The sequence below is a fragment of the Plantibacter sp. AC185 genome (genome assembly GCF_979258065.1).
On sequence record NZ_OZ409831.1, the window covers coordinates 325,853 to 338,886 of the forward strand.

Genomic DNA, 13,034 nt, shown 5'->3' on the forward strand with positions numbered 1-13,034 from the left:
TCGGGGCGTGGTGCTGAGGCTCTATGCTGGTTCCGAGACGGCGTCCAATAATTCGTCCGACGCCGCCACCGGGCCCTCAGCACCCGGTCGATCGCCTTCTGGAGTCCCTGTGCCCGCATCCCCCTCCTCTGCCCGTCGACGCCCTGCATCCTCGCGTCGTCCGTTGCGCATCGCCGCGGCGCTCGTTCCGCTCGCGGTCCTGCTCGCAGCGTGTGCACCGGGGACGCCGGCCGCGTCGAGCACGCCGAAGGCCGGTGGGACGCTCGTCTACGCCAGCGGGGACGCCGAGCCCACGTGTCTGGATCCGCACGTCGGTGGCAACTACCCGCAGGCCCTGTTGAGTGCGCAGTTCCTCGAGCCGCTCGTCTCCCGAGACGCGAAGGGTGAGATCATCCCGTGGCTCGCCGAATCCTGGACGACGTCGGAGGACGGCCTGACCTGGGAGTTCACGCTGCGGTCGGACGTGACGTTCACCGACGGCACCCCGTTCGACGCGGCGGCGGTCAAGGCGAACATCGAGCACCTGCAGGACCCGGCGACGAAGTCATCCACGGGCTACCTCGCGGTGGGCAAGGTCGCGTCGGTCGAGGCGGTCGACGCCACGACGGCCCGGTTCATCCTCTCCGCTCCCGACAGCGCGCTCCTGGAGTCGTTGTCGCAGCCGTGGACGGCGATGGAGTCCCCGACGGGGATCGCCCGCGGTGAAGCGGCGAACTGCGATGCGCCGGTCGGTACCGGACCGTTCGTCGTCGACGAGTGGGTGAAGCAGGACCACGTCTCGCTCGTCCGGAACGACGCGTACGACTCGGCACCGAGCGACGCCGCGAACGACGGGCCGGCGTACCTCGACGGCATCACGTGGCGCTTCATCCCCGACTCCGCGTCGCGCTTCGCGGCACTCCAGAGCGGCGACGTCGACATCATCGACAACGCGCAGCCCGACACGATCGCGCAGGCGAAGGACTCGAAGACGATCGTCGACCTGGACGCACCGCGCCCCGGTGCCTCGAACCGCATCGAGCTCAACGCGGGACAGGCGCCGTTCGACGACCAGCGCGTGCGAGAGGCCTTCGTGCGGTCGACGGACGTGAACGCCGGCATCGAGTCCCTGTTCTTCGGTACGGCGAAGCGTTCCTACTCCCCGCTGTCGAGTGCGGAGGCGACCGCCTACTCCGACGAGAGCCTGTTCGGCTACGACCTCGATGCGGCCAACACGCTCCTGGACGAGGCCGGCTGGACCGAGAAGGACGAGGACGGCGTGCGGACGAAGGACGGCGTCCGACTGACCGTACGGTTCCCCGTCAGCACGAACCAGTCGATCCCGGCCGAGCAGTCGCTCTTCGAGCAGATCCAGGCCGGAGCCGGCGACGCCGGCTTCGACGTGCAGCTCGAGCTGCTCGACCTCTCGAGCTGGTACGAGGCGCTCGGCTCTAACGCCTACGAGGCCGTCAGCGCTCCGTACACGAAGGTGGGACCGGACGTCCTCCGCGTGCTCTACGACTCCTCGGGCATCGTCCCGGCGCCGAGCGGCTACTTCGCGAACCACGCCCAGCTGGACGACCCCGCGCTCGACGAGATCCTGAAGCAGGCGAGCGACACCCTCGATCCCGAGGAACGGGCGTTCCTCTACGAGCAGGCGCAGCAGATCATCCTCGACGGCTACTACATCCTGCCGCTCTACGACCAGCAGAACCACTTCCTGCTGAGCACCTCGCTGCAGGGCGTCCGCGCGCTGCCGACGGTGTCGACGCCGGTCTTCGGGGACGCCTGGCTCGTGGAGTGAGCTCCGTCGGCCGCTCGGGACGCGACCTCCGCCGCCTGGCCGGGCGGATCGGGGCACGTCTGGCCGGTGCTGTGTTCGTGCTCTGGGCGGTCGCGACGGTCACCTTCTTCGCCGTCCGGCTGATCCCCGGCGACCCGGCGCAGGCCTATCTCGGTGGCCCCGGCTCCCAGGCGTCGGCGGAAGCGCTCGCGCGGGTGCGCGAGCAGTACGGCCTGGACCAGCCGCTCCTCGTCCAGTACCTGGCGCAACTGGTCCGGCTGGTCCAGGGAGATCTCGGCGCGTCGGCGTCCCTCCGCACGCCGGTGGCCCAGGTGCTCGCCGAACAGCTCGGCGGGACGCTGGTGCTGGCCACGGCGTCGCTCGCCGTCGCCTGGCTCCTGGCGCTCGGCCTCGCGGTCTGGTCGACCCGTGGCGGGCGGGTGTCCGCGGCCCTCGGATCGGCCGTCGAGCTCGTGGCGGCGTCGCTCCCCCAGTTCTGGCTCGCGACCGTCCTCATCACGCTCTTCAGCACCTGGCTCGGATGGCTCCCTCCGGTGAGCACGGGTGATGCGGTCGGTCTCATCCTCCCGGTGCTGACCCTGGCCATCCCGGTCGCCGGGTTCCTGGCCCAGGTGATGCGGGAACCGTTGCTCGACGCGGGGAGCGCACCGTTCGCCGTCTCCGCGGCCGCCCGAGGTGAGTCGACGACCGGCCTGCTGCTCAGACACGGCCTACGCCACGCCGCCGTGCCGGCGGTGAACCTGTCGGGATGGGCCTTCGGATACCTCATCAGCGGCGCGGTGGTGGTGGAGACCATCTTCGCCCGGCCCGGTCTCGGACGGACGCTGCTCCAGGCGGTGACCGTGCGCGACGTCCCGGTGGTCACCGGCGTGGTGTTGAGCTCGGCGGTGGCCTACGTCGTCGTCATGTTCCTCGCGGACCTCGCGGCGGAGCTGCTCGACCCACGCGACCGGATCCGGCGGTCCGGTTCATGAGCGGGCTCGCGCTCACGCCGACGTCCGGAAGCGCCGACGCCCGGGTCCGCCGCGGATGGCGCCGGTCATCGGGATTCGGCGCACCCGAGATCGTCGCGGCCGTGGTGGTGCTGTTCCTGCTCGGCTGTGCGCTCGTCCCCCAGCTGTTCGCGACAGCATCACCGACGGCGGTCGACCCGCGGGCCGCGTTCTCGCCGCCCTCCCTCACCCATTGGTTCGGCACGGACGAGTCCGGCCGCGACGTCTGGAGCCGGGTCGTACACGGTGCGGGGACCTCGCTCCTCATCGGCGTCGCCACGACGGCCATCGGACTGATCCTCGGAGCGGTCCTCGCGACGATCGCCGCAGTCGGCGGCCGGATCGCGGACTTCACCGTGGGACGCGTCCTCGAGGTGCTCTTCGCGTTCCCCGGCCTGCTGCTCGCGCTCCTCGTGATCGTCATCGCGGGGCCCGGTCCCGTCACGGCGACGATCGCGGTCGGCCTGTCGACGGCGCCGGGCTACGCGCGCCTCATCCGCGGTCAACTGCTCCAGGTCCGCTCCTCCGACTTCGTCGAGGCCGCGCGAGTGCTCGGGCACGGGCCGGCCCGGATCCTGTTCCGACACATCCTCCCGAACGCCGTCGCCCCGCTGTTCGTCCTCGCGACCCTGGGCATCGGACAGGCGGTCGTCTGGGCGTCCGCCCTGAGCTACCTCGGGCTCGGGGCGCAACCACCCGCGCCGGAGTGGGGTGCCATGCTCGCCGCAGCACGCACGTATCTCGCGACGGCGTGGTGGCTCACGGCGTTCCCCGGTCTGATGATCGTCGCGACCGCCCTGTCCACCACGGTCCTCGGCCGGGGTCTCCAGCGCCGATCTCGGGAGGACGGCCGATGAGCGACTCCACTCCACTGCTCCAGGTGGAAGCACTGACGGTCGGATTCGGCAGCGGGGACGCCGTCGTCTCCGGCGTCTCCTTCCACGTCGAGCGCGGCACCTGCGTCGCGATCGTCGGCGAGTCGGGCTCCGGCAAGAGCGTGACCGCCAGAACGCTCCTGGGCCTCGCCGGCGCATCGGCGCGGGTGACGGCCGCTCGACTCGACTTCGACGGCACCGATCTCCGCGGACTCGGAGCATCGGCCTGGCGACGCCTGCGCGGGCGTCGCATCGGACTCGTCCTCCAGGACGCGCTCGTGTCGCTCGACCCCCTGCGACCGATCGGGCGCGAGATCGACGACGCACTCCGACTCGGCACCGACCTCGACCGGACCGCCCGCACCCGGCGGGTGCTCGAACTCCTCGAATCCGTCGGCATGCCCGACCCGGCTTCCCGCATCGGCCAACGTTCCGGTGAACTCTCCGGCGGGCTCCGCCAGCGCGCGCTCATCGCGTCGGCGATCGCACTGGACCCCGACCTCCTCATCGCCGACGAACCGACGACCGCGCTCGACGTCACCGTCCAAGCTCGCATCATCGGCCTCCTCGACGACGTCAAGCGGCGCGGCGCGGGCCTCCTCCTGATCAGCCACGACCTCGCCGTCGTCTCGTCGATCGCCGACCACCTCGTCGTGATGCAGCACGGTGTCGTCGTCGAGCAGGGGCCGGCCGAGCAGGTGCTGACCAGGCCGACACACCCGTACACCCGAGCCCTCATCGCCGCGGTCCCCACCGACCGCGCTCGAGGGACGCGCCTCAGCGCGGACCCGGCGGTCGACTCGGCCCCGATGGCCGAACAGCCGGCGACGGGCACCCGCCCGACGACGCAGACCGGATCGGACGCACCCGCGCTGGAGTTCCGATCCGTCACCCGGAGCTTCGAACGCGGCCGCGGCGCCTCGGCGATCCTCGCGGTCGACGACGTCTCGCTCCGCCTGGACCCGGGGACGACCCTGGGCGTGGTCGGCGAGTCCGGTTCGGGCAAGACCACCCTCGCTCGCATCGCACTCGGCCTCACGGCGCCGCAGTCGGGAGCCGTGCTCTTCGAGGGCGAACCGTGGTCGGAGCTCCCGGAGCAAGCGCGTCGTCCACGACGGAACCGTCTGGGCTGGGTCTCGCAGGATCCGCTGAGCTCGTTCGACCCACGCTGGCGCGTCGACGCCATCCTCGCTGACGCCGTTCGTGGACGCGAAGCCGCACCTCGCGACATCACCCGTCTCCTCGCGGACGTCGGCCTCGATCCCTCGCTGGCTCGCGCGCGCCCGCGGACGCTCTCTGGCGGGCAGCGGCAACGCGTGGCGATCGCCCGGGCACTCGCGAGTCGACCGTCGACGCTTATCCTCGACGAACCCGTCTCCGCGCTCGACGTCACCGTCCAGGCCAGGATCCTGGACCTCCTCGACGAGCTGCAGCGACGCCACGGCCTGAGCTACCTGCTGATCTCCCACGACCTCGGCGTCATCCGGCACATGAGCGACCGGGTCGCCGTGATGCAGCACGGACGGGTGGTCGAGCATGGCGACGCCGAGCAGGTGTTCACCGCCCCGGCCCACCCCTACACCGCCCGACTCGCAGCCGACGCTCCGCGCCTCATCGCGCCCGGTGCGGCGTCAGGGCGCGACGCCGTCTGACTCCGGCGTCGGGATCCGATCCAGCACCGCCTGGACGACGGGCGCGAGGGTCTCGGCGTACACCCAGCTCAGGTGGTGGTGGTCGCGGTACGCGAGGACACCGCCGATCACCGGCGAGCACCGATCGGACGCGCACAGGGCGTCCGAGAGGTCGACGGGTCGGACCCGTGGGTCGGTGCTCGCGAGGGCGGCCTCGTACTGCGGATCCTCCGTGAGCGCGTCGCTCCGGTTCCGGGCGCACCCGTCCTCCGGGTCAGCGTCGTCGCGGACGCACTCCAGCACGTCGTCCGACATCGTCGGGGTGTCGCGCAGCACGACGATCTGCTCGATCGTCGCGGGCACGAGCGCCCAGCGCTCCGCATAGGCTTCCGCGGCCACCTCCCGCCAGTCGCGGTCCCCCTCGGCGACGACCGGGTTCCGAGCGCGCGCCGAGACGACGAGCGTGTCGATCTCCGGTTCGTCCTGCAGCAGCTCGAGGGCGTCGCGGTTCCAGCTCAAGCACCCGGCGCGCATCTCGGCGAGCACCGCCGCGCTGGTCCCGGGCTCGGTGCGCTCGGCGTCGCTGAACGGGCAGGAACTCTTCGCCGCGACCAAGAGCCGCCACCCGTTCGCCTCGGCGGCCGTCGCGAACGCCGGCAACCACTGCTCGGCGTGCGAGTCGCCCATGAGCGCCACCGTCCTCGTCGCCTGCTCCGCGCTGGCACCGTAGGCGCAGACCTCGAACGCGGCAGCCCGGATGTCGGTGATGCAGCGGTCCGGCGGGAGGTCGGCGAGCGACGCGTCGGGAATGACGACCCCGCGGGTCTCGTCCCCGGGCGACGCCGAGGAACCGTCGCGCGAGGTCTCGCCACCAGAACCGTCCGTACCGTCCGATGGCGCTCCGCCGCTTCGCGGGCACGCCGCAGCATCGACGAGCTCCGCGGCACCGAGGCAGTTCGACGGGGTCGCGACCAGGGTCTCGATGCGCTGCTGTTCGGCCGCGATGCGCGCCTCGGCACCGGGGAGCACCCCGATCGAGGCGGCCAACAGGACGCTCATCGCGAGGGCGGTCGCGCCGATGACCCGTCGGGGCCGCCAACCGGCGATGCGCCCGAACCGGATCGGGCGCTCCACGAACCGCGTCGTCACCTCCGCCAGGACGCCGGTGATGACGAGGAGGACGAGCTGCTCGGGGACGGTGGCCGACCGAGCGAGCACGATCCCGCCGAACACGATGAGGGGCCAGTGCCAGAGGTAGACCGCGTAGGAGCGGTCGCCGAGCCACTGGATCGGCGCCCGGGCGAGCAGCGCGGTCGGCGACCACCGGACGTCCGGGGCCCAGGCCACCATCACGGCGATCGTGCCGCCCACCGGCAGCGCCGCGGTCAACGCCGGGAAGGGCGTCTCCCCCGAATACCAGACGGCAGCCGCCCCGATCGCGGCGAACCCGAGCCAGGCGACGACCGTGCGCGCACCCGCCCGCAGCGCCCACCCGCGCCGGGCTCCCTCGGCCACCAGGATCGCCGTCAGTCCCCCGGCGGCGAACTCCCAGGCCCTCGTCGTCGTCGCGAAGTAGGCCGGAGACGGGTCCTGCGCGGTGAAGACGACCGACCACGCGGCCGACGCGATGCAGACGAGTCCGATCGCGATCGCGACGCCCCGACGCCGTACCGTCGGCGGAGCCGAGCGTCGGGCGAACCGCACGGCGAGCCAGCCGGCGACGAGGACCAGGATCGGCCAGACGAGGTAGAACTGCTCCTCGACCGACAGCGACCAGAAGTGCTGCACGGGCGACGGAGCATCCGCCGCCGCGAGGTAGTCGACCGCGGATCCGGCCAGCGCCCAGTTCTCGATGTACAGGCCCGACCACGCGATCTCGCGCAGGAACCGGGGCAGGTCCCCGAGTGGCGCGAGGTACCAGCTCGCGACGAGGGTCGCGGTGAGGACGGTGAGCGCAGCGGGGAGCAGCCGTCGTGCGCGCCGCGCCCAGAACCGCCCGAGTCGGACCGAACCGGACCGCTCGACCTCGGCGAGGAGGTGCGCCGTGATGAGGAACCCGGAGATCGCGAAGAACACGTCGACGCCGACGAACCCGCCCGGCACGAGCCCCGGCCAGAGATGGAACACCACGACGAGCGAGACCGCCACGGCGCGAAGGCCTTGGAGGTCGGCTCTCACGGGGCCGGAGGCGGCTCTGGTCGACACGGTCCGATGCTATCGGCGGAGGATGACGGCCTGCGGTCCGGCGTCCTCCCGCTCCCCTGCGATAGCATGGGATGTTCCCACACACTCAGGCACGCAGACACGGTGCCGCACATATCAGCAGGAGATCGCCTCATGACCGCTGCCAGCATCCCGGACAAGCCGGCCCTCGAAGGTCTCGAGCAGAAGTGGGGCTCCTCCTGGGAGTCCGCGGGGACCTACCGGTTCGAGCGCGACGGCGCGACGCGTGAGTGCATCTACTCGATCGACACCCCGCCGCCGACCGCATCCGGCTCCCTGCACATCGGTCACGTCTTCAGCTACACGCACACCGACGTCATCGCCCGCTACCAGCGGATGACCGGCAAGCGCGTCTTCTACCCCATGGGCTGGGACGACAACGGTCTCCCGACCGAACGCCGCGTCCAGAACTACTACGGCGTCCGGTGCGACCCGACGCTCCCCTACGACGCCGACTTCACCCCGCCGTTCGAGGGTGGCGACAACAAGAGCACCAAGGCCGCCGACCAGATCCCGATCTCGCGTCGCAACTTCATCGAGCTGTGCGAGCGCCTCACCGTCGAGGACGAGCAGCAGTTCGAGGCCGTCTGGCGTGCGCTCGGCCTCTCCGTGGACTGGACGCAGAGCTACCGCACCATCGGCGACGAGTCGATCACGGCGAGCCAGCTCGCGTTCCTGCGCAACCTGGACCGCGGTGAGGCCTACCAGGCCATGGCGCCGACCCTCTGGGACATCACCTTCCGCACGGCGGTCGCCCAGGCGGAGCTCGAGGACAAGGAGCAGCCGGGCACCTACCGTCGGCTCTCCTTCCACCGCCCAGACGGCGGCACCATCGAGATCGAGACCACACGGCCGGAGCTCCTCCCCGCCTGCGTCGCCCTCGTCGCCCACCCCGACGACGAGCGCTTCAAGCCGCTGTTCGGCACGACCGTGACCACGCCGGTGTTCGGCGTCGAGGTGCCCGTGCTCGCCCACCACCTCGCCCAGCCCGACAAGGGTGCCGGCATCGCGATGGTGTGCACCTTCGGCGACATCACCGACATCGTGTGGTGGCGCGAACTCGACCTCCCCAACCGCGCGATCCTCGGCTTCGACGGCCGCGTCATCTCGGAGGCCCCTGAGGCGATCACCTCCGAAGCCGGCCTCGAGGCGTACGCGCAGCTCGCCGGGAAGACCGTCTTCAGCGCCAAGCAGACCGTCGTCGACCTCCTCGCCGCCTCGGGCGACCTGATCGGCGAGCCGAAGCAGATCACCCACCCGGTGAAGTTCTTCGAGAAGGGCGACAAGCCGCTCGAGATCGTCTCGACCCGCCAGTGGTACATCCGCAACGGCGCCCGCGACGAACAGCTCCGCAGCCGCCTCCTCGAACTCGGCTCGGAGCTCGAGTGGCACCCCGACTTCATGCGCGTGCGCTACGAGAACTGGGTCGGTGGCCTGTCCGGCGACTGGCTGATCTCCCGCCAGCGCTTCTTCGGTGTGCCGATCCCCCTCTGGTACCCGCTCGACGCCGACGGCAACCCGGTCTACGACCAGCCGATCGCGCCAGACCACGCCGCTCTGCCCGTCGACCCGTCCAGCGATGCCGCACCCGGTTACGACGAGTCGCAGCGCGGCGTGCCCGGCGGGTTCATGGGCGAGGTCGACGTCATGGACACCTGGGCCACGTCGAGCCTCACCCCGCAGCTCGCCGGCGGCTGGGAGCGCGACCCCGAGCTCTGGGACCTCGTGTTCCCGTACTCGCTGCGCCCGCAGGGTCAGGACATCATCCGCACCTGGCTGTTCTCCACCATGCTCCGCAGCGTCCTCGAGTACGACCAGAAGCCGTGGGAGCACGCCTCCGTGTCCGGCTTCATCGTCGACCCCGACCGCAAGAAGATGTCGAAGTCGAAGGGCAACGTCGTCACGCCGGCGGCCATGCTCGAACAGCACGGTTCGGACGCCGTCCGCTACTGGGCGGCCTCGAGCCGTCTCGGCACCGACGCCGCCTTCGACCCGCAGAACCCGACGCAGATCAAGATCGGCCGGCGCCTGGCGATCAAGGTGCTCAACGCCTCGAAGTTCATCCTCGGGTTCACCGGTCGTGACGACGCCCCGGTGACGGAGGCCGTCGACCTCGCCATGCTGAGCGTCCTCCGCAAGACCGTCGCCGACGCCAGCAGTGCGTTGGCCGGTTACGACCACGCGCGCGCGCTCGAGCTCACCGAGGCGTTCTTCTGGACGTTCTGCGACGACTACCTCGAGCTCGTCAAGGAACGGGCCTACGGCGAGGAGAGCCCTGAGCAGGCTTCGGCGGTGGCCGCGCTGCGGATCGCGCTCTCGACCCTGCTCCGCCTGTTCGCCCCGTTCATCCCGTTCGCGGCCGAGGAAGCCTGGTCCTGGACGCACGACGGCTCCGTGCACCGTGCCAGCTGGCCGACCGACGAGGAGTTCGCAGGACTCGCAGCGGGCGAACCGCAGGTGCTGCAGCTCGCGAGCGAGGCGCTCACGGGCATCCGGCGCGCGAAGACCGACGCCAAGGCCTCCCAGAAGACCCCGGTGGACTCCGCGGTCATCGCCGGACCCGCCGCATCGATCGAGCTGCTCGCGCTCGTCGCAGACGACCTCCGCGCCGTCGGACGCATCGAGTCCCTCGAGTTCCGCACCGCCGACGTCCTGTCGGTCGGCGACATCGTCTTCACGCCGGCGGCCGACGCCGAGGAGGCACGCGCATGAGCGTCACCATCCGTCCCGCCGTCGAGAGCGACCTGTTCGCCTGGCACGCGCTGTACTCCGGCTACGGGGAGTTCTACGGCAACCCCCTGACCGACGAGAAGGCCGTCCTCGTGTGGCGCTGGCTCAGCGACCCGACCCACCCGTTGACCGCGCTCGTCGCGGAGGACGCACAGGGCGCCCTCGTCGGGCTCGCCCACTATCGCGTGTTCCCCCGTGCCCTCGCCGGCGGGACCGGGCTCTACCTCGACGACCTCTTCGTCGCCGAGGACGCCCGCACCGGCGGGGTCGGGACCGCGCTGATCGAGCACGTCCGCGACCTCGCGAAGGCGGACGGCCACAGCGTCGTCCGGTGGATCACCGCCGCCGACAACGAGCGCGCCCAGGCCGTGTACGACAAGCTGGCGACCCGCACGAGCTGGGTCACCTACGACCTGGAGCCGTGATGCAACTCGGAACCCGCTGGGCCGTCGGCGCCAAGCCACCGGAGAACGTGCCGACGCCTGTGCAGACGGCCATCGCCGCTGAGGAGCAGGAGTTGCTCGCGCAGGGTGTCGACACGTCCTCGTGGCGCTGGACCCTCACCTGGCTCGAACGCCGACCCGTCGTCGAGCTCGACGACGGTACGATCATCCGTCAACACGCGGACGGATCCGTCAGCCTCACCCGGCCGGACGACGACCACGACGACGACGAGGACTGAGCCTCCTCCCCGGCACGCTGGATAGGGTGAGGTATGGAATCACACACGAATCCGTTCCTCCAGCCGAGCACACTCCCCTATCAGCTGCCGCCGTTCGGCGAGATCCGCGAGGAGCACTTCCGCCCCGCCTTCACCGCCGGGTTCGCGCAGCAACTCGACGAGATCGCGGCGATCACCGCGCAGGACCACGCGCCGACCTTCGAGAACACGCTGATCCCACTCGAACGGAGCGGCGCGATCCTCCGGCGGGTCGCAGCGGTCTTCTTCAATCAGAGTTCGGCGGACAGCTCCGCGTTCACCAATGATCTCGAGGAGGAGCTCGCTCCGCAGCTGGCCGCCCACGAGGACGCGATCAGGCTCGACCCCGCGCTGTACGCGCGGATCGCGGCGGTCCACGCGAATCTCGACGACCTCCAGCTGACGGACGAGGCGGCTTACCTCGTCCGACGCGTGTACAGCGAACACACGCTCGCGGGCGCCGGTCTCGACGCCGAGGAGAAGCAGCGGCTCTCCGACCTCAATCTCCGCCTCTCGACACTGACCACCCGGTTCGAGAAGCAGCTCCTGGCCGACACCAACGAGCTCGCCGTCCACCTCACCGATGCCGCAGAGCTCGACGGCCTGAGTGCGGGCGAGATCTCCGCCGCGGCCCAGGCGGCCGCCGAGCGAGGCCTCGACGGTTGGCTCGTCACCCTCGTCCTCCCGACCGGCCATCCGGCGCTGTCGTCGTTGACGCACCGTGGCGTCCGCGAGCGGATCATGACGGCCTCCCGTGCCCGAGGCACACACGGCGGGCCGAACGACAACCGCGACCTCGTCCTCGAGATCACCCGCCTCCGAGCCGAGCGCGCCGCGCTCCTGGGGTTCCCGTCGCACGCGGCAGTGGTCACCGCGGACCAGACCGCGGGGACCCCGGAGGCCGTCGCAGCGCTCCTCTCCCGTCTGGCGATCCCCGCCGCCCGCAACGCGGATCGGGAACAGCGCGAGCTCGAGCGGGTCACTGGTCTCGAGACCGTCGAGGCCTGGGATTGGCCGTTCGCGACCGAACAGGTCAGGATCGACCGGTTCGATGTCGACACCAGCGTGATGCGCCCGTACTTCGAGGCGGAGCGGGTCCTGTTCGACGGGGTGTTCGCCGCAGCGACCAAGCTCTACGGCATCACCTTCGCCGAACGGGCCGATCTCCAGGGCTACCACCCCGACGTCCGTGTCTTCGAGGTCTGGAACGAGGACGGCTCCGGCCTCGGCCTGTACCTCCTCGACCTGTACACCCGCGACAGCAAGCGCGGCGGCGCCTGGATGAACGCGCTCATCTCCCAGAACCGCCTGCTCGACCAGCCCACCGTCGTGGTCAACAACCTGAACGTCCCGAAGCCGGCCGAGGGTGAGCCGACCCTGCTGAGCCTCGATGAGGTCACGACCTTCTTCCACGAGTTCGGCCACGCGCTGCACGGTCTCTTCGCGGAGGTCGAGTACCCGCGGTTCTCCGGTACGAACGTCTTCCGGGACTTCGTCGAGTTCCCGAGCCAGGTGAACGAGATGTGGATGCTGTGGCCCGAGGTGCTCGCCGGCTACGCCAGGCATGTCGAGACCGGTGAGCCGATGCCGCAGGAACTGGTGGCGAAGCTCCAGGCGTCCGAGGGGTTCAACGAGGGCTTCTCGACGAGCGAGTACCTCGCTGCGGCGATGCTCGACCAGGCGTGGCACAGCATCGGTGCAGAAGACCGGGTCGACGACGTCGAGGCGTTCGAGGCGGCGGCACTCCGGTCCGCCGGACTCGACAATCCGGCCGTCCCGCCCCGCTACGCGAGCACGTACTTCGCCCACACCTTCTCGGGTGGATACGACGCCGGCTACTACTCCTACATCTGGAGCGAGGTGCTCGACGCGGACACCGTCGACTGGTTCACGGAGAACGGCGGAATGACGAGGGAGAACGGCGACCGCTTGCGCACCAAGCTCCTCGGGGTCGGCGGTTCGAAGGATCCTCTGGAGGCCTACCGCGACTTCCGTGGACGCGACGCGGTCATCGAGCCGCTCCTCCGACGCCGCGGGCTCGAGGACTGAACGACGAAGCCCGCCGCAGCTGCTCCGGAGGTTCCGGGGCGCTGCGGCGGG

The 13,034-nt window shown here is 70.8% G+C and carries 9 protein-coding genes; 8 read left to right on the forward strand and 1 reads right to left on the reverse strand.

The window, feature by feature from the left end; translation table 11 throughout:
* The first annotated feature begins 163 nt into the window (after positions 1-163).
* From ACZZZB_RS01465 to ACZZZB_RS01480, 4 genes are read left to right on the forward strand one after another with little or no spacing between them, the layout of a single operon-like run.
* A complete protein-coding gene (locus ACZZZB_RS01465) occupies positions 164-1,783 on the forward strand; it encodes an ABC transporter substrate-binding protein (RefSeq protein ID WP_229938541.1) in 1,620 nt (539 codons plus the stop codon).
* Positions 1,780-2,757: an ABC transporter permease subunit gene (locus ACZZZB_RS01470; RefSeq protein WP_191940920.1), complete on the forward strand. Its 978-nt coding sequence runs from the start codon at positions 1,780-1,782 to the stop codon at positions 2,755-2,757. The genes ACZZZB_RS01465 and ACZZZB_RS01470 overlap by 4 nt, the downstream gene beginning before the upstream one ends.
* Complete coding sequence (locus ACZZZB_RS01475) at positions 2,754-3,632, forward strand: ABC transporter permease (protein ID WP_463528818.1); 879 nt, start codon at positions 2,754-2,756, stop codon at positions 3,630-3,632. The genes ACZZZB_RS01470 and ACZZZB_RS01475 overlap by 4 nt, the downstream gene beginning before the upstream one ends.
* The gene (locus tag ACZZZB_RS01480) at positions 3,629-5,302 is read left to right on the forward strand and encodes a dipeptide ABC transporter ATP-binding protein (RefSeq protein ID WP_463528819.1); all 1,674 of its coding nucleotides are present in this window, start codon (positions 3,629-3,631) and stop codon (positions 5,300-5,302) included. Before ACZZZB_RS01475 ends, ACZZZB_RS01480 begins: the two co-directional genes overlap by 4 nt.
* Here the strand turns inward: ACZZZB_RS01480 and ACZZZB_RS01485 are convergent.
* Entirely contained in the window at positions 5,282-7,486 is a 2,205-nt protein-coding gene (locus ACZZZB_RS01485) for an acyltransferase family protein (protein WP_463528820.1), read from the reverse strand. The genes ACZZZB_RS01480 and ACZZZB_RS01485 overlap by 21 nt on opposite strands.
* 132 nt (positions 7,487-7,618) lie before the next feature.
* Between ACZZZB_RS01485 and valS the strand changes: the two genes are divergently transcribed.
* From valS to ACZZZB_RS01505, 4 genes are read left to right on the forward strand one after another with little or no spacing between them, the layout of a single operon-like run.
* Positions 7,619-10,216: a valine--tRNA ligase gene (valS, locus tag ACZZZB_RS01490; protein ID WP_463528821.1), complete on the forward strand. Its 2,598-nt coding sequence runs from the start codon at positions 7,619-7,621 to the stop codon at positions 10,214-10,216.
* Complete coding sequence (locus tag ACZZZB_RS01495) at positions 10,213-10,659, forward strand: GNAT family N-acetyltransferase (RefSeq protein ID WP_191940915.1); 447 nt, start codon at positions 10,213-10,215, stop codon at positions 10,657-10,659. The genes valS and ACZZZB_RS01495 overlap by 4 nt, the downstream gene beginning before the upstream one ends.
* Entirely contained in the window at positions 10,659-10,916 is a 258-nt protein-coding gene (locus tag ACZZZB_RS01500) for a hypothetical protein (protein WP_192005083.1), read from the forward strand. Before ACZZZB_RS01495 ends, ACZZZB_RS01500 begins: the two co-directional genes overlap by 1 nt.
* A gap of 33 nt (positions 10,917-10,949) precedes the next feature.
* Complete coding sequence (locus ACZZZB_RS01505; protein WP_463528822.1) at positions 10,950-12,983, forward strand: M3 family metallopeptidase; 2,034 nt, start codon at positions 10,950-10,952, stop codon at positions 12,981-12,983.
* Positions 12,984-13,034: the final 51 nt, after the last annotated feature.

Excerpts from the sequence above, each read along its gene's own strand:
- ACZZZB_RS01505 (WP_463528822.1), top strand. The coding sequence starts at position 10,950 with ATGGAATCACACACGAATCCGTTCCTCCAGCCGAGCACACTCCCCTAT.
- ACZZZB_RS01495 (WP_191940915.1), top strand. The coding sequence starts at position 10,213 with ATGAGCGTCACCATCCGTCCCGCCGTCGAGAGCGACCTGTTCGCCTGG.
- ACZZZB_RS01475 (WP_463528818.1), top strand. The coding sequence starts at position 2,754 with ATGAGCGGGCTCGCGCTCACGCCGACGTCCGGAAGCGCCGACGCCCGG.
- ACZZZB_RS01500 (WP_192005083.1), top strand. The coding sequence starts at position 10,659 with ATGCAACTCGGAACCCGCTGGGCCGTCGGCGCCAAGCCACCGGAGAAC.
- valS (WP_463528821.1), top strand. The coding sequence starts at position 7,619 with ATGACCGCTGCCAGCATCCCGGACAAGCCGGCCCTCGAAGGTCTCGAG.
- ACZZZB_RS01480 (WP_463528819.1), top strand. The coding sequence starts at position 3,629 with ATGAGCGACTCCACTCCACTGCTCCAGGTGGAAGCACTGACGGTCGGA.